General features: G+C 43.0%; 14 protein-coding genes. 4 read left to right on the forward strand and 10 right to left on the reverse strand.

The features are described 5' to 3' along the window. Together KZ793_RS14515 and KZ793_RS14520 are read right to left on the reverse strand one after the other, a co-directional pair. Positions 1 to 4618 (reverse strand): DUF637 domain-containing protein (locus KZ793_RS14515; protein WP_225815988.1); only part of this gene is annotated, 4618 nt, incomplete at its 3' end. Between the two features lie 63 nt (positions 4619 to 4681). Then, on the reverse strand, positions 4682 to 6373 hold the full coding sequence (locus tag KZ793_RS14520; protein WP_225815989.1) for a ShlB/FhaC/HecB family hemolysin secretion/activation protein: 1692 nt from the start codon (positions 6371 to 6373) through the stop codon (positions 4682 to 4684). A gap of 304 nt (positions 6374 to 6677) precedes the next feature. Between KZ793_RS14520 and tyrP the strand changes: the two genes are divergently transcribed. Further along, positions 6678 to 7883, forward strand: coding sequence for a tyrosine transporter TyrP (tyrP, locus tag KZ793_RS14525; protein ID WP_397443612.1), 1206 nt, complete (start codon positions 6678 to 6680; stop codon positions 7881 to 7883). A gap of 56 nt (positions 7884 to 7939) precedes the next feature. Here the strand turns inward: tyrP and KZ793_RS14530 are convergent, their stop codons facing one another. Beyond that, a complete protein-coding gene (locus KZ793_RS14530) occupies positions 7940 to 8482 on the reverse strand; it encodes a YfaZ family outer membrane protein (RefSeq protein WP_225815990.1) in 543 nt (180 codons plus the stop codon). 285 nt (positions 8483 to 8767) lie between these two features. Between KZ793_RS14530 and KZ793_RS14535 the strand changes: the two genes are divergently transcribed. After that, positions 8768 to 10210, forward strand: a complete 1443-nt coding sequence (locus KZ793_RS14535) for a catalase (RefSeq protein WP_225815991.1) — start codon at positions 8768 to 8770, stop codon at positions 10208 to 10210. A gap of 98 nt (positions 10211 to 10308) precedes the next feature. Here KZ793_RS14535 and menE read toward each other — a convergent pair whose 3' ends face one another. The 6 genes from menE to menF form a co-directional block, all read right to left on the reverse strand. Next, the gene (gene menE / locus KZ793_RS14540) at positions 10309 to 11709 is read right to left on the reverse strand and encodes an o-succinylbenzoate--CoA ligase (RefSeq protein ID WP_225815992.1); all 1401 of its coding nucleotides are present in this window, start codon (positions 11707 to 11709) and stop codon (positions 10309 to 10311) included. Beyond that, the gene (menC, locus tag KZ793_RS14545; RefSeq protein WP_225815993.1) at positions 11697 to 12668 is read right to left on the reverse strand and encodes an o-succinylbenzoate synthase; all 972 of its coding nucleotides are present in this window, start codon (positions 12666 to 12668) and stop codon (positions 11697 to 11699) included. The genes menE and menC overlap by 13 nt, the downstream gene beginning before the upstream one ends. Continuing rightward, a complete protein-coding gene (menB, locus tag KZ793_RS14550; protein ID WP_225815994.1) occupies positions 12668 to 13525 on the reverse strand; it encodes a 1,4-dihydroxy-2-naphthoyl-CoA synthase in 858 nt (285 codons plus the stop codon). The genes menC and menB overlap by 1 nt, the downstream gene beginning before the upstream one ends. A gap of 10 nt (positions 13526 to 13535) precedes the next feature. Then, on the reverse strand, positions 13536 to 14306 hold the full coding sequence (menH, locus tag KZ793_RS14555; protein ID WP_225815995.1) for a 2-succinyl-6-hydroxy-2,4-cyclohexadiene-1-carboxylate synthase: 771 nt from the start codon (positions 14304 to 14306) through the stop codon (positions 13536 to 13538). Next, the gene (menD, locus tag KZ793_RS14560) at positions 14303 to 15997 is read right to left on the reverse strand and encodes a 2-succinyl-5-enolpyruvyl-6-hydroxy-3-cyclohexene-1-carboxylic-acid synthase (protein WP_225815996.1); all 1695 of its coding nucleotides are present in this window, start codon (positions 15995 to 15997) and stop codon (positions 14303 to 14305) included. The genes menH and menD overlap by 4 nt, the downstream gene beginning before the upstream one ends. Positions 15998 to 16109: 112 nt before the next feature. Then, positions 16110 to 17435 carry an isochorismate synthase MenF gene (gene menF, locus KZ793_RS14565; protein WP_397443615.1) on the reverse strand — a complete coding sequence of 442 codons (1326 nt, stop codon included), beginning with the start codon at positions 17433 to 17435 and terminating at the stop codon, positions 16110 to 16112. Positions 17436 to 18574: 1139 nt separating this feature from the next. Between menF and KZ793_RS14570 the strand changes: the two genes are divergently transcribed. Both KZ793_RS14570 and KZ793_RS14575 read left to right on the forward strand, forming a co-directional pair. Further along, on the forward strand, positions 18575 to 19801 hold the full coding sequence (locus KZ793_RS14570) for an alpha-xenorhabdolysin family binary toxin subunit A (protein ID WP_225815998.1): 1227 nt from the start codon (positions 18575 to 18577) through the stop codon (positions 19799 to 19801). A gap of 45 nt (positions 19802 to 19846) precedes the next feature. Continuing rightward, a complete protein-coding gene (locus KZ793_RS14575) occupies positions 19847 to 20908 on the forward strand; it encodes an alpha-xenorhabdolysin family binary toxin subunit B (RefSeq protein WP_225815999.1) in 1062 nt (353 codons plus the stop codon). A gap of 182 nt (positions 20909 to 21090) precedes the next feature. Here the strand turns inward: KZ793_RS14575 and nuoN are convergent, their stop codons facing one another. Continuing rightward, a complete protein-coding gene (nuoN, locus tag KZ793_RS14580; protein ID WP_118987409.1) occupies positions 21091 to 22548 on the reverse strand; it encodes an NADH-quinone oxidoreductase subunit NuoN in 1458 nt (485 codons plus the stop codon). Positions 22549 to 22552 lie beyond the last annotated feature (4 nt).

Genomic DNA, 22552 nt, shown 5'->3' on the forward strand with positions numbered 1-22552 from the left:
ACAGTGTTCTAAGCGATTCAATGACTTCCGAAGGATTAGAGACCGCTCCGACAATGGCCATCGCACTATCATAGAGTTCTGCTGGAATACCGGAGACAAAACCCGCAGCCAGATAGCCATCTTGTGTGCGACTAATCAAACCCCATTTAGCAAAAATCTGCACTTTTTTAAGGTAACCGGACTCGGCGGCAAGCTCTTTTTCCATTAATTCCCGTTGATGATGGGCCAGATAGTTATAACGGAAAGTGTTTTCTGCACTGCTCGCTCCGCTGTAAGCACCGTCTGCTTTACCGGTAAACACCGCGCCGGCAAAGCCGCCAAAAACACGGGCAATTTGCGCCTGCCGCTCCGATGTTCTCTGCCACTCTTCGGCTTTAATGAGATTATCTCCCATCATGACACCCGCCAGTTCCGCAGCCAAAGCGCCCGCCATTGCGCCTTTAACATTTCCTCTGCCAATTTCAGCGCTGACTCCTGCTACAACTGCGTGGCTTAACATTTTTCCCGGTATTCCCAATACCTGACCGTTGTCACCAATCAACCCGGCCCCTTCGGCGTTAATCTGGCTGCCAATATTAGCCAACAGAGCCGTCGTCAAATTATCTTTAAAACTGCCGCCGTTAATGGCGGTATTCAGGCTGGAACTAATAATAGATTGACCCGCTACCCGTTGGACGACTTTATTCCAGTCACCATTGCTGATTTGGGGTAATTTCGCTTTTGTCGGATCTAATTGAGTCCCATCAGCCGCTTTATCCCATCCCATGTAGGAATCAAATCCGGCCAATGCGCCACCTATCGCCATTGAGGTAATGGTTGATTTAACAGCATCACTGCTACCCAACACTTTTAGTGCTTTGGATATGTCCCCCTGATTATCCACAATAGCAACCGCCGCCTGTGCCGCCAGTGATGACATACCCGCGGTTAACGCCCCACCGGCAACGCTATTACCCGCATAAGATGCAACAGATGCCGCCAAAGAGCTGCCTGCGGTTGCTGCCGCTGCCGCAATCGCAATTACCGCAGAAACCACCGGGTTTAAATGCTGGCTCTTGTGATCCCAACTGTCATAAGCATCTTTGACTAAATTCCATTCAACATCTTTATTTTCTCGAAGTCCTTTCAACCAGGCGGTTTCCGGCGTATTTCCCAATACGGCCAATACATTTTGCAATGACTGACCATTTTTAGCTTTAATATCAGCACTAACACCGTTGGCTGCTTCCACTGTCAGCTTTCCACCAGTGAAAATCTGCGGTAATACCCATTGGGTTTCGGTATAACCTTTATCCCTTTGCTTAATATAAAAGCCTTTGGAATAGGTAATAGTCTGTTCAAAAGCGGTATTTTTTACCGCTTTAAAATTGACTTTACCGTGAGTGCTGGTCAGTCTGGCGTTTTTATTAGTGGCAATTTGACTGGCTTCGTAAGTGCTGTCATCCCGACTTAACAGATTAATATCACCACCCGCGGTAAATTCAGTGACTTTATTAGTGACATCATGACGGGTACGTTTAGTGGTTTTCTTCCTGCCATACCAATTACGACTTGTCTCTGTGTTCTCATAATGGTTAGATTCTTCCATCGCCTGAGCGTACAGATAACCGCCTTTCGCTGCGATATCCATTGCCCCTTTGGCCGTCAGTTTAGTCGCCTGAAAAAGAATACTGCCGTTTGAGATAACGGTTAATATGCCGCCGCTCGTCAATTCAGTACCTTGCTGAGTCACTGCTTCGGTGAATTCCCTGCCTTTTTCCCGGTAAGAGTGATTTTGCACTGATTCAAAACGCATATTGCCGCCGGAAGAAATCGTTGTATTTCCGCCTGAGCTCAATGTGGAGTCCTGAGTAATCAGCGTTCCATTAGCAGCCAGGGTAAGTTGTTTTCCACCATTAATTACAGCAACAATATGGCGATCATCTTTATTATTATCGTTTTTGTTATCAATAGCGGAATAACCCTGCGCTAATAAGTTAATATTCCGACCTGCTGATAATAATGTGTTACCTTTAGCGTTAATTTGAGCTGCCTTGCCATTAATATCTGCACCACTGATAATATTGATATTATTTCCTGCGGTTAACCGGCTACTTAACTCACCAGAACGGGATGAAGGAAATAATTTCCTCAATGAAGGTGATAATTCACGGGGAGTGAGATCAATGTTTTTTGCAGAGGTCAAATTGATATCTTTTACCGCTGAGATATTAACTCCCTTAACAGATAAATTTCCTCCAGCATTAATCACAACCGAACTTTTAGCATCAAGCTTACCTAGCTTAGATAACATCTGATTAAAGAGAGTTTGTTCTTTATTCTCAGCGGTAACGTCTCCCATTCGTTTATGTGTCAATAACTCACTATTATTATCAATGGTAATATCATTATTCGCAGATAAAGAAATATTATGACTTTTAGTTAAGAAAATATTGCGAAGAAGGATACTCTTACCTGCATGTAAAAGTAAATCACCCGTAGCTTCCAGGCTACTTATTTTACGCGTATTATCAGGATTAAAATACTCTGGATTACTACTACTCTGAAACTGAATATTTCCATTTCGGCTGATAATAGTTACATCCTTACCTTTTAACTCACCTTGCAAGGCATTAATATTATTAGCCGCTGTCATAGATAAGCTATTTGATGAAACCAAAGCGGCATTATTAAGATTAATATCATTCTCGGAAATAATATTTAACCCATCAGTAGCCTTTAGTTTATCAGTGATATTAATTTTTCCTGCGTGGAGAAAAATATTTTTTGCTGATAATGTGTCAGGTCGGGCATTGACAGTTATTTCTGACAAATTTTTTACATCATGCGGCAATAATGTATTGATATTAATGTTACTTTTAAAATCTGCCACCAAGTTTCTTTCCGATCTAATTGAAGATGATATATAACTTTCCTCTCCCCAAGTATATAACTCTCCTTGCTTGGTATACTCTGCGTCTTCATAAACATAAAATAAATCCCAATCACCAGGTGGTGCATCATCATCTTTGAATTCACTGCCAACCAGAGGGTTTGATGTAGTATAATGCCAAAATGTATTTTTCTTACCTAATTGACGGCTGATAACATCAATATTTTCCCCAGTGAGAATAAGGTCCTGCTTTGCATATATAGATGAAACATCATTTCGCAAATTAGTTGCATTAATATAAGCATTACCACCAGAAATAATATTTCCTGCTGGTCTTATCGCCTTTATTGAAAATCTATCCTGTTTAATGTTGATAAAGTTATTTTTTAATAAATCAATAATGCCAAACCATTTATCACGATTAAAATCTTTCAGTTTTACAGCCAATGTAATGACTGAATCAACACCTTGTCTAATACCATAAAAACTGCCGACCCATTTATTAATTGCTACTGAGTCAGCCGGGATAGTTTTCCATTCAGTTATGGTTTGATCTCTGACATTATCCAGTTTATTAGTGCGAACAACTAAATCCCCTTTCACCGTCTTTATTGTCGCAGATTTATTCTCAATCAGATCACTCTTATTTCCCTGAGCATCTTTCTGTAACCACATATTGTTATTAGCTTGCAGAAGTGCTTTATCACCGGCATTACGCAAAGTATCACTAAATATCCGTGCATCCCGGCCCGCAGTGACACTCCCTTTATTATTCAATTGAGTACTTGCCAAAGTAATATCCCGTTCTGCCTGTACCTTGATATTAGGGGCAATATGAGTTTCTCTGGCACTGAGGTTAAAATCCGTTTTGGCTTTGGTATTTCCCAGTTCAATTTTGCCATTAACATTTAAGGTAATATTACTCTGGTCACTGGTTAACTCTTTCAGATTAACGCCGACACCCTCTTCTGTGGCAATCAAGCGGATTTTATTAGCATACATACCCCCTAATGCTTTAGTATCAACCGCTAATTGAGGCTTAGCGCCTTCTCCGGTGATTTTTTTCACTGTGCCATCGTTAAAATCAATCCGGTTAGCCCCCTGCGTCAGGGACAAATTTTGTGCCTGGATTTTGCCATTAAGCTCAGTCGCCCGGCTGATAATATCGACATAATCCGTCGCCTTGCCATCCAGCCCTTTACCGCCAATAGTAATCTGGCCTTTTTTAACCTCCAGTGCTTCCAATGCACCCTGTTTATCAAATTGAGGCTTACCGGTAGTCAATGTTGCACTGCCGGTATTAATAAAACCACAGCCATCGCAGGTAATGCCATTGGGGTTAGCAATCATCACATTAGCTTTATGGCCAACTATCTCTAGTTTTCCTTGAAGATTAGATCGCCCATTGCCAGTAACTTCATTAATAATCAGCTCAGCCGATTTTCCATTCAAGTTAGGGTTAGCATTAAGTTGCCCGGCTAATTGTGATTTAACTGCCTGAGTGGCGTTATTTAATACGGCGCCCTGAGTGGCAACATTGAATTCTTTATAGGTGTTGTGGGATATTCCTGCACCATTAGGCGTAGCAATATTTACGATCGGCACATTACCCTGGTTTTGTACCTGTGTTCGGTTATTATCTGGCGTGATCCCGGCCGCAATAGCAGGGTGAAGGGGATATACGGCAGTAAGATAAATTAAAAGATAACAAGCGCCCCTTGCCATAGGGCTGTTACGTCTTTCCATCATTCTGTCCTTTTTTCTTAATTTAAATATAAGGTTATTGGTATAACTCCCTGTATTACATCGCTAAAAAATCAGTGATGCAGACCAGTAAACCACCCAGTTATCTGGTTTCAGATGATCAGGATGAGTCAATGGTGTTCCTAAAGTCATAGTCTGATTAAACCTGCGATTGGTCAGTGAGACGCCAAGCGCAGTGCCAGTAACATTACCGCCATAGATTTTATCGCCATCGATTTGCCCAGTTTTTCCCTGTAACCAACCAGTATCCAGTGCCCCCGTTAAGGTAAGTTCGCCTACAGGAAGAGCTGCGACCTGCCAGTTCAGCTCATTACGCCAATACCCACCGCGATTGCCAGTCAGGTATTGCTCTTTAAATCCCCGAACAGAATATTGTCCACCCAATGAAAGGCGTTCGCTGGCATAAAGGTTGTGTGATGTGGTTTGACCGTAAATAGATGAGAGATAATAAACGGAGTCCGTGACCGGGATAAAATAGCTAGCACTCAGATTGAATTTGCGGAATTGGCTACGTGGAGCATCCGGGAAATGCGGGTCATCTTTTGTTGCACCTAACACGGGTAAGCCATAACTCAATGCAGGATTGAAAGTGATATAGCCACCCGCCAGTACCGAACTGTAATTAAGACCAAGATTGGCAACACTTAATATCGGGCTGCTGATGGATAATTTCTTTCCTGCGAACAAATTAGTCGTCTGACGATGTGTTATTCCTGCATTCAGAGTCAGTTTCTGCTCACCATCACGATATAATGTCCGGTTTACTGTTAGCCGGTGAGTCTGGCTATCCCCTTCATAGTGATAAGTTTGTAAGCCGATCGGAATGTTCTGAAAAGAATCGTTCCACGCATATTGATAGCTGAACAACCAGTCACCATAAGGAATTGTCACATTGGAAGAGAAGCTTCGACTATGATGGTTATTACGGAAATCGCTGTTGCGGCTGGCAGACAATGACCATTGGTCAGCAAGATGTAATAGGTTATCTACATTCACACTGGCGTTGATTTGCCCGGTACCAGTACTTTTTTGACCACTATTATCTACCCCTAAACTGGCACCAACCGGTAAACGAGTCGATATTCGTTTTAAGATAACCGCAGAATAACCAGGCTGTTTTCCCGGCTGAATATCAATGGTTATCTGTTGGGAAGGAAGCCGGTTCAGTTGTTCCATCCCTTGTTCAATATCCCGAAGATTCAGTATGTTACCAATCATCCCCGGAAAGACCATTTTCAATGAAAGTGATGTCTCACCATCAAGTGTGATTGATTCAACTTTTCCTTCACTCACGGTAATAACGAGCATACCAGTGGATAAATCCTGTGCTCTGAGTCCAGCACGAGAAGTGACATAACCTCGCTCGATATAGGCATTCGATACTTTACGCACCAGTTCATTAATATCTGGCAAGGTTAAGCAACGGGATAAATAAGGCTGTATTAGCATTTCCCGCGCTGACTGGGAAAGGCTCTCAGTGCCTTCAAATTGAATATGGTGAACGGTATGACAAACAGATCGAGCGCCATCAGTTTCAGACTCTAAATCTGGAGATAAAGTGATGTTGTTACGTAACGCCTCCCGTTGCTGCTGAGCCTGCTGCAATAACGCTTTTTGTTGTTGAGTGATAACCTCTTGATCCGCTGGGCTAATAAACGATGAAGCATAAGCTTGCCCTGATATAGCGAATAGAACGGATACAACTAGTTTCCTAAGACAAACAGATATTCTTTCCATTGATAATTTTTATTTCACAATACGTTTAATTGTTAAAAGAATGAATAATGTCTTAGTTTAACTGGAAACTCAGATGAAAATAAAAGCATATCTCACTTAAGTGTGAGTAAAATCTTACTTTTTAAATACTTAATGGAATAAGTAACTTTTTACATTTAATGAAATACATAATTTAGAATAACGCAAAAATGCAATTGTAATTATTTGTTTACACTTAGTGTAACTGTAGTTTGACATAAATAAATTAATCCTTTAGCCTGCCTTTCTATAACGATTTCAATCAGTTCAGAAACTAGGGGAAAGCGTGAAGAATCGTACTCTTGGCAGTATTTTTATCATAGCGGGCACGACAATTGGCGCAGGAATGCTGGCTATGCCGCTGGCAGCGGCCGGTGTTGGTTTTGGAACAACCTTTGTGATGTTAGTCGCTCTTTGGGTTTTGATGAGCTATACCGCTTTGTTGCTGGTGGAAGTTTATCAATACAGCCCGGCCGATACAGGTCTGGGAACAGTGGCAAAACGTTATCTGGGACGTGGTGGTCAATGGCTTACCGGTTTCAGTATGTTATTCCTGATGTATGCCCTGACCACCGCTTATATCAGCGGTGCCGGTGAGTTGCTGTCAGGCAGCCTCTCTTCATGGCTAGATAAGCCTATTCCTGTCTCATTTGGCGTACTGATTTTCACCCTTGTCGCTGGCTGTGTTGTCACTATCGGTACTCAATCTGTCGATATGATTAACCGCCTGCTATTTACGGCAAAAATCATCTTTCTGGTTATTATGCTGACCGTCATGATGCCCCACATCAAAAGCACTAACCTGATGTCAATGCCTTTGGAACAAGGTTTGGTATTATCGGCTATTCCCGTGGTATTCACCTCTTTTGGTTTTCACGGCAGTGTGCCAAGTATCGTGAATTATATGGGGGGCGATACCCGCAAGTTACGCAAAATATTTGTTATCGGCAGTGCAATCCCACTGATTGCCTATATCTTATGGCAATTAGCCACTCTGGGCGCCATCTCTTCTCATACTTTTGTCGGGATCTTAGCGGAGCAATCAGGACTGAATGGGCTGTTAAAAGCCGTGAGAGAAGTTGTCGCAACGCCTCGTGTAGAGCTTGCTGTCCGCCTGTTTGCTGATTTGGCACTGGCAACCTCGTTTCTTGGGGTCTCCTTAGGTTTGTTTGACTATATGGCAGATCTGTTCAAACGCCGTAACAACGCGACAGGCCGCCTGCAAACCGGCATCATTACTTTTATTCCACCACTACTTTGCGCTTTGTACTATCCAAACTTCGTCATGGCGCTAACTTTCGCCGCAGTAGCACTGTCCATTCTCGCACTGTTACTGCCTTCCATGCTGGCATGGCGTAGCCGTCAAATTGAGCAAAGAGCCTATCGGGTAAAAGGCGGAAAACCCACGTTGATTCTGATATTTCTTTGTGGGATTGCTGTGATTGCCATCCAGATTGGTATTGTCAGTGGTTTACTACCAAAAGTGGGTTAATTAAAAGTTGAAACGGTCCGCATCAGAAATGGTGCGGACGGCATGCAAAAAGTAAATTAGAAATTCAAACCGGCACCGATATAAAATCCATCAGCCAATTTGTTATCCCTTTGCCCCTCTTTTCCTCTCATATTCATGATCCGATAACCTGCATCCACCGTCAGCGGTTTAAATACGGTAAAACGTAAGCCACCAGCAGCCTCAACATAAGAATCAATACCCGAAGTTAATCTGGATGGCGCACCGTAAGCTTCACCGTACAGAGATAAAGAGGGCATAACAGCCCAACTCAACCCCACACCCGTGGCTAATGCCTTACCATCTTTCCCATCTTTAGGGGATAAATAGAGAACCTTACCGCCAATGCTGGCAGTCAATGGACCGATAGGCAGACTGAATGCCGTTCCCAAACTTCCCAATTGCCCATTATGATCACTGCGTGCCCAGTTGCCATTAAAAGATAACCCGGCACTGTTATCACCAATTGCCGCATAAGTATTGGTGAAATGGCGGCCAGCCTGGACATTCACAGAAATGGCATTCGCTGACTCAGCAACGAACAATAAACTGGTTGCTACCGCAGCAAGATAAAGCTTCATTATATTTCCTCTTTATTTACTTAATGTTAAACATCTTACTTAAATACAATTAAACCGATTGACAACAAAAAGAAAGGAATCATCTATACTTACTAAATATGTGTGAATTCTTCATTTCATTGACTTAATAATTAACCATATAAATAATTTTATATTAAATAGTAAAAAATAAAATAATAAATAAATTATAAAAAAGCATAAATTTTGCATTTCACCATTTGACCGGAACATTTTTCTTAATCAGCGATTCCGCTGTTTTTTTTCATGTAAAACAGGAGAAGTGTGATGAAAAAGAGAGGACTTACAACGAATGCTGGCGCCCCTGTCGTTGACAACAATAATGTCATGACTGCGGGTCAACGTGGTCCTATGTTGTTACAAGATGTTTGGTTCTTAGAAAAGCTAGCCCATTTTGATCGTGAAGTGATCCCAGAGCGTCGTATGCATGCCAAAGGTTCTGGCGCTCATGGAGTCTTTGTCGTTACTCATGATATTACCAAGTACACCAGCGCTAAGATTTTTTCTGAAATAGGCAAAAAAACCGAGATGTTTGCCCGTTTCTCAACCGTCGCCGGTGAGCGCGGCGCAGCAGATGCTGAACGTGATATTCGTGGTTTTGCGCTTAAGTTCTACACTGAAGAAGGTAACTGGGATTTAGTCGGTAACAACACCCCGATATTCTATCTCCGTGATCCATTGAAGTTCCCAGATCTTAACCATGTTGTTAAACGCGATCCCCACACTAATTTACGTAATCCTGCCTATAAATGGGATTTTTTCTCTCATCAACCTGAATCACTGCACCAATTAACCATTGATTTCAGTGACCGTGGTGTACCTAAATCTTTCCGTCATATGCACGGTTTTGGTAGCCATGCTTTCAGCTTTATCAACGCAGATAATGAACGTTTCTGGGTGAAATTCCATTTCCGTTGTCAGCAAGGCATTAAAAGCCTGATGGACGAAGAGGCAGAAGCGCTGGTGGGTAAAGATCGTGAAAGTTCTCAGCGTGACTTGTTTACAGCAATTGAACAAGGCGATTATCCACGCTGGAAATTAAAAGTTCAAATTATGCCAGAGAAAGAAGCTAATCTGTTACCGTACAACCCATTTGATTTGACCAAAGTATGGCCTCACGGCGACTATCCGATGATTGATGTCGGTTATTTCGAGCTAAACCGTAACCCTGATAACTATTTTGCAGACGTTGAACAGGCTGCTTTCAACCCCGCTAATGTCGTACCAGGTGTCAGTTTCTCCCCTGATAAGATGTTACAAGGCCGTCTGTTCTCTTATGGTGATGCTCAACGTTACCGTCTTGGTGTTAACCACCATCAAATTCCGGTCAATACACCTCGTTGTCCGTTCCATAATTACCACCGCGATGGGGCAATGCGTGTCGATGGTAACAGCGGAAACACAGTGACTTATGAACCAAACAATGCAGGATTGTTCCAGGAACAACCTGAATTCAAACACCCATCATTGTCTTTAGAAGGAGATGCCGATCACTGGAACCATCGTCAAGATGAAGATTATTTCAGTCAGCCTCGCGCACTGTATAACTTAATCAGCAGTAAAGAGCATCAGCGTATGTTTGACCGTATCGCTAGTGAACTGTCACAAGCACATGAAGATACTCAACGCCGTCAGGTTGAGCTATTTAGAAAAGTTCACCCAGAATATGGTGCTGGTGTTGAAAACGCGCTGAAAAAAATCAAAGGCTAATGTCTAACAACACCGTCTTTTAACCCTCTCTGCCCATTATTACACAATAAATAATGGGCAGTACGAAATTCAACCTATTGATAGCAAATCAAAATAGCTCAAGAACAACCGGGTAAATCCAACACCCATTTTTTGATCTGCTGACGGGAAATTTTAATGCCGCTATTTTTAAGCTTTTGAGGTAACAGATAGTAAGCGACTGGGCGCTGAAAAGCAGCCAGTTTACCAATCAACCATTCAGGTAATATATCAATGACCTCAGATGAATTACTATCTATGACCGCGACAGGACGATAACCAAATTCAGGGTCGGGTACGGGAACAATAAAGTTTTGTGCGACCTGTGGATAGGTGTTAATCACCCGTTCAATATCTTCCGGCTGAATCCCTTCTCCACCGCTGAAAAATTGATTATCCATCCGGCCAAGTATCTGCAACTCACCATTTTGTATCACTCCTCGATCACGAGTATGAAACCAGCCATCACGATCAGCTAATGGTTGTAATTTTCCATCCAGCCAATATCCATTGGCAAGGCTGCCAGAACGAATCTGAATTTCCTCATTGATCAGCCGAATTTCTTTGCCCGGTAGGGGATTGCCGACACCGGGAAGATCGTCTGCCCGTTTAATGCATACTGTTGAAGCCAGTTCGGTCAAACCATAACTACACCAACAGCAAATGCCTTGCTGCTCCGCCCTTTGAGTTAATTCAATAGGGATCATTGCTCCACCCAAAAGCACTTGTTTCAAATTCAGTGTCTGATTTTGTGACTGTTCCAGTAACCGCCAAAGCTGAGTTGGAACCAATGACGCATGGGTACAATCTGCCAAAGCGTGATCTAACAGATGGGTATTTCTGAGTACCAAACAAGCCCCTTTAATTAGCCAGCGCCAAATAATCCCCTGACCCGATACATGAAACAACGGCAATGAGAGCAGCCAGCTATCTTGCTGCTGAAAATTGATTATTGAAAGGACATCTTGCGCACTGGCAAGATGAGCATGAATTGAGTGAACAGCCGCTTTAGGCAATCCGGAAGAGCCGGAGGTCAGTATCATACTGGCCGGGCGCATCGCATCCCATACTACTGAATTATCATCAGCATTTAGCGGTTCACTTTTCCAATCGAGAGATTTGGCATCCATCACAGGCAAGTTGTCACCACAAAAATCAGCCACAAAATCGATATTCAAATGTGGCAGTAATTTAGCCAAGAGCATTTCAGGCAGTTGAGGATTCAATGGCAATACCCGCGCACCACACTGTAGGGCTGCAAGATAGCAAAACAACATCTCTTCACTGTTCTTCCCTCGCAGCATTACACCACTGCCTTCAACTACCCCCTGTTGGCGAAAATTGGCTGCTATCGTATCCAAAGAGATAACTAACTGATGCCAGGTTAGGGCGCGATCATGCAACTTGACAGCAATATTTTCAGGACTAAGCAATGCCCAGTAGCGCCACGGCCACTGGGTAAATGAATTTAACTGCACCATGCGATTTCTAACTCGTCCAATCCTGTTACTGGCACCGTGCTACCCGGCCAACGGCGCACTAACTGAGACTGAATCAATTCCAGCGTATCCAACCCAGGAATAGTCGCTGGCGTCAGCCAATGAGCAATGCGGGCAAGTTGAGTCAGACCGAAGCTGGTTTCAATACTGGAGCTGATCACAGCCTCCAATCCAGCATTGTGCGCGGCTGAAATCAACTGACAGCAACGGGCAAGGCTTCCTATCAGAGTGGGCTTGATCACAATAGCAGCCACCCCTGCTTGTGCCTCTATGTTAAACCCCTCATCACGGACGCTTTCATCCCATGCAATGGCAATCCCTGTATCACGGGCAAAAGCGAGCGATTGTTCCGGGGTTTGACAAGGTTCTTCCAAAAAGGCAATTCGGTTGCGGTAATCTGGATTGACATACTTAGCGAAGCTGTCCGCTTTAGCTCGGCTCCAACTACGGTTAGCATCCAGCCGCAAAGATAAATCCGGTACCGCTTCCAGTAAAACATTCACTACCATGCCATCACGTACAGCTTCATACAGCCCGATTTTCACTTTGGCAACTTTTTGTCCACTCATGTCACTGAGACGAACAATCAGTTCATCAGGATCACCATTACACAATGGCGCTTTCCGGTAATCAGCGTCTTCCGGTAATTTACCCTGTAATTCAGCTAATGCGCAGCTAAGCCCGAATGCGACAGAAGGTAATTCACTTTCATCAGGTTCAGCACCAAGGTGCCACTGTTTAAGCCATGCCACCGCGGCTTCACCTGCCTGTTCAACGGTTTCTTTGCTGAATTCCGGCAATGGTGCAATTTCACCCCATCCCTGTTGACCATTTTCCTGTAAGTGAACCAAAAACCCATTACGAGTTTTAAGCCGCTGATACCGCAGGATAACACCTGCCTCCATTGGCAATCTGAACCGGTATAAAATTGCAGTACGCATTATGGGTTACGTTTGAATTTACTGAAATCAGGGTGGCGTTTCTCAACGAATGCATTACGTCCCTCCTGACCTTCTTCTGTCATATAGAAAAGCATGGTGGCGTTACCTGCCAGCTCCTGCAATCCAGACTGACCATCACAATCAGCATTTAGCGCGGCTTTCAGGCAGCGCAGAGCCATTGGGCTATTTTTCAGCATTTCACGACACCAGCGAACGGTCTCTTTTTCCAGATCCGCATAAGGCACAACAGTGTTAACCAGCCCCATCTCCAACGCTTGTTTAGCATCATACTGACGACACAGGAACCAGATTTCACGGGCTTTTTTCTGACCAACAATCCGTGCCATGTAAGATGCCCCCCAACCGCCGTCAAAAGAGCCCACTTTAGGCCCGGTCTGACCAAAAATAGCGTTATCAGCAGCAATGGTCAGGTCACACACCAAATGAAGTACATGACCACCACCAATCGCATATCCAGCAACCATGGCAACGACGGGTTTTGGACAAGTGCGAATCTGGCGCTGGAAATCCAATACATTCAGGTGATGCATGTCGTTGGCATCTTTATAACCACCATAATCACCCCGGATTTTCTGATCACCACCAGCACAAAAAGCTTTTTCACCCATACCCGTCAGGATAATCACCCCGATAGTGTCATCATAACGGGCATCATCCAACGCCTGCATCATCTCTTTAACCGTCAATGGCCGGAATGCGTTACGTACTTGTGGGCGATTGATGGTGATTTTAGCCATACCATCGGTGGATCTGTGATAAAGAATATCTTCAAATCCTTCGGAGCAGTCCTGCCATACAATTGGGGCATAAAGTTCTTCTTCACTCGGATAAATCATATTCGTATTCCTATACATTAAAGAGTGATAAAAAATGGTTTACTGCCGTAGCAAACGTCGCCGTGTTCGCTCGGTGAGCATTATGCCCAGCATGTGGAATAGTTTGCAGCGGCAAAGCGCAACGTTTTGCTAATTGTCCGAATTTTTTGTCATTTTCGCCGCATAGATAAGCAAAAGGCAACGTCAGTTGTTGCAATACAGGCACCAACCAAGGTTGATGTCCAAGTGAGGTATTTTCCAGCATATCAGCCACACTATCACCATTATTATGGCGGCGTATTTTGATCAGTTGTTGACGCTGTTCAGGTAATAGATCAGAAAAAATGGGCTGCTGATACCAATCAGATAAAACCTGTTCCATCGACTGAGAACGAAAACGTCTGGCCCAATTTCTATCGTGATCAAGACGATCATTCCGCTCCTGTTGGGAAAATAATCCAGGATTTCCGCCTTCAACCAGCAATCCGCATAATCCCTGGATATCACCATAACAGGCATGATACATAGCAATGCGTCCACCCAGGGAGTAACCAATCAACCAATATTGATCAATTTGCTGTTCTCTTAACGTTTCAGATAAAAGACGGCTCATCTCTGTAAAATCGTTTATCCGCACCCTTGAGGAATCACCGTGACCGGGTAGATCAACGACCAATGAAGGATGTTGAGCACACAGATTCACTAATGGCAACCATTCATCACCATAGCCCAATAATCCATGCAACCAAACCAACCACGGGCGGTCATTGTGACCGTTGAACTTACGACAAGCGAGACTCACAACATCGCCACCTGTTTTAACAGTTGTTGCAAACAATCAGCCCCTTCTCTATCCGGCACTTTTAGCTCAATCAGCGTGGTTTCATTTTGTTGCCATGCCTGCTCAATACCTTGTTGCAACGCCATCCAATTTTGTGGGCTGACATATTTCAAGCCAAACATTGCCGCAGCATGATCAAAATTAACGTATTGAGGCATACAGTAAAAACGCTGCCTTGCTTCTTCCGGGGTTGGTAGCAAAGAGAAAATCTGCCCACCGTTATTATTTACCACAATTAATACTATTGGAGCGGAAGGATGACGCAACAGAGCCAAGCTATTGAGATCATAAAGCGCCGATAAATCACCGATAACCGCCAAAGTGGGCTTTGCCGTTGCCCGTTGCACACCTGCCGCAGTGGAAATTAACCCATCAATGCCGCTAGCACCCCGGTTACTGTAAACCGGATATCCCGCCGGTAATTGCCCCAGTGCATCTATCAAACGAATAATCAAGCTGTTACCGACAAACAACTGCCCGCGTTCAGGCAGTAATTCACTCAATCGATAGGCCACAGTTGCTTCACCGAATTTCCCGGCTAATTTAGTTCTGACGCAGTTAACTGCTTTTTCTGACCAGACTATGAGCTCTTCTGCCCACGGTGTATGCGATTGTGCCCACGGCATACGCGACTGTGCGGGATGAGCCAGTAACCAGTCAGCAATATCACAGGTCAATTTTTTGCCACGATGATTAGCAGGATCAAGCCGGCCGGGTATCGGATCAATAATCCAAAACTCCTCCGGCTGGCATTTCGCCTGCCACTGTAACAAGCGTTTCCCTATCAGGCTGGAACCAAACTGCACTACCAATTGCGCTGGCGCTAAAATCTCCTGCACATGAGGATTATCCAACCATAAATCGGCACAAGGCAATGGCTGCCCAGTTTGTGAAAGCACATTGCCAATCAGCGGCCAGCCCAATGCCTTTGCCCATTTAGCAACATTAACCCCCTCTTCGGCACTCATTCGACCAGCCAATACAACGCCTTTTTTCTGTTGCCAACAGTCCCAATCTTGTACTTCTGCCACAACATTAGCTACTGGCTGGCTCAACCAAGGTGTTTTACTTTTCCACCAATCGCCTAATTGCTGCTGCCACTCATCATAAGCAGGCTCTTCATTACCATATAATGGTTCGGCAAATGGGCAATTAATATGCAAGGCCCCATGCCGCAAATTCGCCATACTATGATCTATGACAGAAACCAGCCAGCTTGCCGGTATATCTACGGTCGGTCTTGGCAAAGAAATTGTTTGGCATGGATGAGAAGCAAAAATACCATTTTGACGGATAGCTTGATTCGCACCACAATCCATCAATTCTGGCGGCCGATCAGCCGTAAGGAAAACCACTCGTTCACCCGTTAAACTGGCTTCAATTAATGAAGGATAGAGATTTGCCACTGCGGTTCCAGAAGTCACGATAACGGCAACCGGTTCTCTGCTTGCTTTGGATAATCCCAGTGCCAGATGCCCTAATCCACGTTCATCAAAATGGGTATGACAAATCAGTTTGTCATTTGCTGCGGCAGCTATTGTCAAAGGCGTGGAGCGTGAACCGGGCGCAATGCAAACATGACGTAATCCGTGGCGAGTAAGTGCTTCCAATAAAAGTTCCGCCCAGCGGCGGTTAAATGCGCTGTTTGACATATTTTACTCAAAGAATTTCTATAAAAGCTGGCTATTAGCCTAACGGCACAAATAATTATTTCTTTATCCTAGTTCAATGAATTACCACTTAATCGGAGATTGTTTTCATTAATTATAACTCTTCACCTTTCAGTAAAGTACGCAGCCCAGCAGCTTTATTTTCTATCTCTATCCACTCTTGCTGTGGATCAGAACCCATCACAATCCCCGCTCCGGCATACAGTGAAAGTAAATTGTTGTTAATTTGTGCGCAACGTAGCGAAACCGCAAACTCACTCTGTTCACAGGAAAGGTATCCTGCGGAACCTGCATACCAATCACGATTGAATAGCTCGCTATCACGAATAAAATCACGCGCCGCTTCACGAGGTAATCCAGCAACAGCGGCCGTTGGTTGTAAACGATGCAAGCAATCACTATCACTGGCACTCATTAGTTTTCCCTGAATTCGGCGGCGTAAATGCTGAACCTTTCGCAAACGGATCACATCTGGCGGAGCCACATCGACAGAAACTACAGCGCCTTGAAGACGCTGGCAAATATCATCAACAACGAGCAAGTTTTCATGCTGATTTTTTTTATCACCTAGCAACCATTGCCCCAATTTTTCAGCTTGCTGAACATCATCTGAATTGGTAACCGTCCCCGCCAGCGCTTCTGTATAAAGCTGAGTCTGCTTACGGTGGTAAAGCCGTTCTGGCGAAGACGCCAAAAATGCCTCATGCTGATTAAAAGCCAACATAAAATGATAACAACGGTGATTTATCTGGCGACTCGCTGCCATAAACTGTGCAGCCGCTAAAGATTCACTCAATTCTAGTTGCGTCTTACGCGCCATCACGACTTTCTCCATCTTACGATGGGTGATAGTGTCCAAAGCCTGCTCAATCAAATCACACCACCGGGCGCGTTCCGGCATATTCTCCGCGTTCACTACCACCGCCTGTAACGCAGAGAATTCCTGGTGCGGAACTAACTGTCGCAGAAATTCCTGTGCATTTCTCATATCCTGTCGGCCAGCTATATTCAAATACAACCAGCTTTCGTCACGGTAGCGACGTAATTCGATGCGGGGCAAAAACAGATAACCGGTTTCCCCTGCTTCGGATTGCGTAATACGGGCTGGTTGAATCCGATCCCAGGCATTCAGCCCCCAGATCCGCATCTGTGGAAACTGACTGTTTCTCTGCAAAAAATTTTCGGCTAAAGCGATATCACTGAAAAGATGAATTTGCCCACAAGCAGCGACTTCTTCATGGCCCTCTCTGTGATGCCAATAGAACTGCGGATAATGAGACTGCGCTGCCAGCCATTCCAGCCAGTAAGTGCTGCAACCTGCTGGCAAAGGAAATGAAATCTGTTGGATACCAACTTCGCTAACTTGTTCATTATTCAGTGTTTTGCATATATCAGCGACAACATTAGCAATTTGATTCACCACTTCTGCCCCAAAAGACATGATAAAAAGTAAGATTATACGGGGCATTAATAATAATTAAAGCCCTGATTATTTATGTAGTTATGCTTGTTCGATTCCGTTAGCGGCATGCTCTCCATTACTGAAACAGGCTAAATCAGAAGCTTTATCCTTCAGATAACGAATACTAAGTTTATTAACATGATCAATTTTCACGATGCAATTTATAAAAAAATAACTCTTTTAATTACTACGAAAAATTTACTAAATAAATACCGTTATTATAAACAACGGAATATACCCTTCATCTTTCAAGCTGCTGCTTTGTTGGCTGCTTTCACTCACCCCAGTCACATAGTTATCTATGCTCCTGGGGATTCGTTCACTTGCCGCCTCACTGCAACTCGAAATCTATTAGGTATAAATATTTATTCTTCTAAAAAAATCGCTCTATAAAACACAAATATTACTTTCACAATAGCTAAATATAATTATAAAAACATCCTTCTTATTTGTTAATTTTAACCATCATATGAACAATTAATACTTTAATTAAAATAGAGATCTAAAAATAACAAAAAATTTATTCAATGACATAAGGAAAATAGGATGCTATTACATCTATTTTTTAAACATACCATAAATGACAAAACAAAAAACATCTAATTTATTCTTTATAAAAAAAACATATTACCTATCTTTTAAATTAATAATATAGAAATCATATAATCGCCACATCACCAATCCAACATAACTAATTGTTTTAAAATACATTTAATAAAAATAACATTGAAAATATTTTATATTTACCATCTTAACATCAATTAAAAAATGAAATTTAAAACCATATAAACAAGAAAAACAAAAAATTGCTTTTACATTTAATTACTAAAATAATAAAAATTCATACTATTTAATTTCATATATTAGATATAAAAAAATCATAAATAATTTCGCTTAAGATCGATATAAATATAGACAATTATTTAATAAAACTCATGAATTAAACTATTTTTACAACAATTAATCATGCAAATACATGTATTTTTAATTCAGATTATTCAATAAAAAACACAACGTTAATTTAACAACATGAGTATTATGACGTTCGGTTGTGCCTTGATGTATTTAATAATTTTTCAATAAAGCAAGAACCAATAATGGAGAAATATATGTTATTAGCTCAACTTCCAGCGGAAAAGACACTGAACGAAACAGATATTCCCTCGGCTACCTTGCAATTACTGACTGGTAAACAAGAAGGTGTTGCACGCCCCGGAGGAATATTTACCAAAGAAGATCTGATTAATATCAAACTGTATGTTAAAAAAGGGCTATCACTCCCTTTTAATCTTGAGGAAGTGAAGAGCTACTTGGGTTACCAAAAGATCGATATCGCCGGATTAGAACCCGAAGATATTCACACGTTGTTTGAAGAAATTCGCACTCACTCGTTTAGCTGGAGCGATGTGGAAAACGATATTCTGCAACAGAGCATAGACCTGGAAGTTATTGGCACACAAATCACCGAAACGGGTGAAAACATCATTAGCATCATTAATGAAATGCCAATTATCACACGCATAAAAAGGAGATTAGGAGAAATATCGGATCGACAACTCGCCGAGATCACCTACACCCACGAAGACAGAGAAGTATCATCTGTTCTAGAGGAAATCCTTGACACCATGAAAAGTGATATTAGAAAACAGCGTGAGAAAACTGAAAAGGTCAAAACCAAAGTATCCGATTTCAAGCTAAAGCTGATTGGCGGCAGATTGTCAAACGGCAGCATTGCTCTAGGTTTACAACCACAAGTCGAAAATAAGCGAAAGCTGATGAAAGACAATAAGATGTCGGTCAGCATCGGAGATCTGGACGATAAAATCATTGAGAAAAAAGAAGAAATTATCCAACTCAAGAAAGACTACGATAAATTCGTAGGCTTAGCTTTCTCTGGTATCGCAGGGGGACTGATCGGCCTCGCTATTACTGGCGGCATTTTTGGTTCCAAGGCAGAGGAAGTGCGAAAACGGAAAAACATGCTGATCGAAGAAGTGCGCAGCCTGGAAGAGAGCATCAGAGGTAAACGCGCATTACAAAAATCTATTACTGGATTAGCCCTTGATTTTAGCGACATTGATACCCGTTTGCTGGATGCAGAAGTGGCTCTGAATCATTTGGATTACATGTGGCAATCCATGCTGACCCAGATCAATGCTTCTAAAGATAAATTCACTCAAATTAACGACGCACTGAACCTGACCTCTTTTATAACTAAATTCCAGCAAGTCATAAACCCTTGGAAAGAGGTGGAAGGTTCCGCTAAACAATTAGTCAAGGTTTTCGATGAAGCGTTGAAAGAATACAAACATCGCTATAACTAATCGTTCCCCGTATTACATAGGACTATAAAAAAAAGGAGTCTTAAAATGACTGAAGTCATTACTTTCCCGCAGAAAACTATCACTTATCCAGAAATTAGTGTAAAAACTTTGAGTCAAGCGGTGAAAAACATCTGGCGTTTAACGCACCAGCAAAAATCAGGCATTGAAATCATCCAAGAAAAAACTCTGCGGATAAGCTTATACAGTCGTGATATCGACGAAGCCGCTCGCGCCGCTGTACCTCTACTACAAACTGTCCTAAGGCAACTCCCACCTCAAGACTATTTCCAGACCATCATCGAAATTGATACTGCTCTGGAAAATCCAGAATTGGATGACGAGACACGAGATACCCTGTTGGAAGCACGTTCAGAACAGATCAGCAGTCTGGATAAAGATGTCAAAAATGTCATTTCCAACTTACACAACGAAGCTAACATAATGGCCAGCAAAATTGCCAATGTTCGTAATGTTGTTATTTTAGAACGTCTGGAAGAGCGCCTGAAAGAAGAACAGGAAAGAAAAGAAGAATTGCAGGCTGATATCACGCAGAAAGAGCAAAATAAGGCCAAGCTAATCCCAGATCGCGATAAGCTCATCGAAAGCCAAAATATCATCCGTCAATATAATCTTGCCGATATGTTTAAGGACTATATTCCCAATACCAGTGAACTGGACAAACTGAATCTGGATAGCCCTAAAAAAGAACTGATCAAACAGGCGATCAAACAAGGAGTTGAAATCGCTAAAAAGATTCTGAGCAATATCTCCACTGGGCTCAAGTATATTGAACTAGCTGATGCCAGAATCAAATTGGATAAACAAATCGCACAATTAACCGAGGATTGCGACGATTTAAAAACCCAGCTAAAAGACGTGGTACAACGGATTGCCGGGATAAATGATGTGCATCAAATCGACAAAGAACGAACTACCCTATTACTCCAGGCAACTAAACTGGAACAAGTATGGAGCATCTTTGCCGACCAACTACAGGAAACAATAGAGGATCGAACCAATCAGAAAAACCTGACTAAACTCATACACGATCAGTTAGATTACCTCGATAATCTGGAGTCGCAGTACAGTGGGCTTCTACTGAAATAAATATAACTTGCCCCTTGACCTTTATCAGGCAATACAAGTTATTAAGTACGCTAAGTGAATAGAAGTCGTATGAAGTAAAACTCAGGGGGAAAAGAGTATTATCAATGAGTTGCAATAACCCGGTAAGAATAATCTTACCGGGTTTTTATATTCCAAATAATTCGTAACAACCGACTGGCTATTTAGAGAATAATTTTCGCTTGCTGTATCACATCAATCAAAGGTTGAGGCCAGATACCTAGCGCTAATACCAATAATGCGGAAATCAGAACAACCATCCCGCCGGCAGTCGATGCCCAGTTCCTTGGTGTGTCACGATTAAGCGCTTTCGGCGCAGGCAAGTACAAACTGACCATGACCCGTAGATAGTAATACAGGCCAATAGCACTACCCACAACCACAGCACCCGTCAACCACCACAGCTCCGCTTGCACACCTAAGACAATGACGTAGAACTTACCAATAAAGCCAAACGTCATTGGAATCCCCGCCAGTGACAACATCATCACTGTCATCACCGCAGACAGGATAGGTTTATGCCAAAACAGGCCACGGTATGAGTAGAGGGAATCTGCATCCGGCCCTTTATATGGGCTGGACATGAGGCTAACAACGCCAAATGCACCGATACTGCTAAACAGATAACCTGCCAGATAGATACCGACCGTTTCTTCTGAAAGCTGGTGATTCTGTACCGCCACCAGCGCCACCAGCAGATAACCCAAGTGAGCAATAGAAGAGTAACCAAGCAGACGTTTGATATTTGTCTGGGTCAGCGCCATCAAGTTACCAAACAGCATAGAAGCAATCGCAATAACGGTTAATACCGTACGCAATGCTTCACTGTCCGCCATCGGCGCTTCAACGAATAGACGTATCACTACTGCGAAAATCGCTATCTTACTGGCTGTTGCCAAGAAGGTAGAGACCGGCGCGGGCGCTCCCTGATAAACATCCGGTGTCCAGAGATGGAAAGGGACCAATGATAATTTGAAGCCAAGGCCAACAACCAGCATACCCAAGCCTGACAGTATCAAAGGTTGATAGATATAGCTGTCAGACAAACGATGCCCCAATGCGGCAAAAGAGAGATCGCCTGATTCCGCATATAACAACGCTATACCAAACAGCATGAAAGAAGAGGCTGCCGCAGACAGCAGCATATACTTGATAGCCGCTTCCAGAGAGCGTTTCTGACGATATGCATAACCAATCAAACCAAACAGCGGCAAAGTTAATAACTCAATACCGATAAACAATGATGCCAAGTGGTTTGCACAAGCCAGAAGAATCCCGCCCACTGTCGCAATCAGCACCAGTAAATAAAACTCTTCTTTGTTATCTGGATAATTTTCTAGCCAGGAATAGGCGAACGTCGTAGTTGCCAGGCTTGCAACCAGCACGAGACCGATATAGAGCATAGCATAGCGATCCACATGAACCAGTGGAGTGACATCCATCGCTTCTTGCTGTCCGACAAAATAGAGAGACAGCAGAGCCAGATTCAAACCTATCACGGTCAGAGTGGTATTAATAAAATGATCGCGTCGCCACGCAATGGACAGCATCACAACTACTACCGTCAATCCGACGATCAACAGCGGTAACAGCGCGATCAGTTGTTGAGGAGTTATTGTCATGGCG

Source organism: Photorhabdus antumapuensis, assembly GCF_020387775.1.
In the GTDB taxonomy this organism is placed as follows: Bacteria; Pseudomonadota; Gammaproteobacteria; order Enterobacterales; family Enterobacteriaceae; genus Photorhabdus; species Photorhabdus antumapuensis.

Excerpts from the sequence above, each read along its gene's own strand:
- KZ793_RS14520 (WP_225815989.1), bottom strand. The coding sequence starts at position 6,373 with ATGGAAAGAATATCTGTTTGTCTTAGGAAACTAGTTGTATCCGTTCTA.
- KZ793_RS14530 (WP_225815990.1), bottom strand. The coding sequence starts at position 8,482 with ATGAAGCTTTATCTTGCTGCGGTAGCAACCAGTTTATTGTTCGTTGCT.
- KZ793_RS14535 (WP_225815991.1), top strand. The coding sequence starts at position 8,768 with ATGAAAAAGAGAGGACTTACAACGAATGCTGGCGCCCCTGTCGTTGAC.
- menE (WP_225815992.1), bottom strand. The coding sequence starts at position 11,709 with ATGGTGCAGTTAAATTCATTTACCCAGTGGCCGTGGCGCTACTGGGCA.
- menC (WP_225815993.1), bottom strand. The coding sequence starts at position 12,668 with ATGCGTACTGCAATTTTATACCGGTTCAGATTGCCAATGGAGGCAGGT.
- menB (WP_225815994.1), bottom strand. The coding sequence starts at position 13,525 with ATGATTTATCCGAGTGAAGAAGAACTTTATGCCCCAATTGTATGGCAG.
- menD (WP_225815996.1), bottom strand. The coding sequence starts at position 15,997 with ATGTCAAACAGCGCATTTAACCGCCGCTGGGCGGAACTTTTATTGGAA.
- KZ793_RS14570 (WP_225815998.1), top strand. The coding sequence starts at position 18,575 with ATGGAGAAATATATGTTATTAGCTCAACTTCCAGCGGAAAAGACACTG.
- KZ793_RS14575 (WP_225815999.1), top strand. The coding sequence starts at position 19,847 with ATGACTGAAGTCATTACTTTCCCGCAGAAAACTATCACTTATCCAGAA.
- nuoN (WP_118987409.1), bottom strand. The coding sequence starts at position 22,548 with ATGACAATAACTCCTCAACAACTGATCGCGCTGTTACCGCTGTTGATC.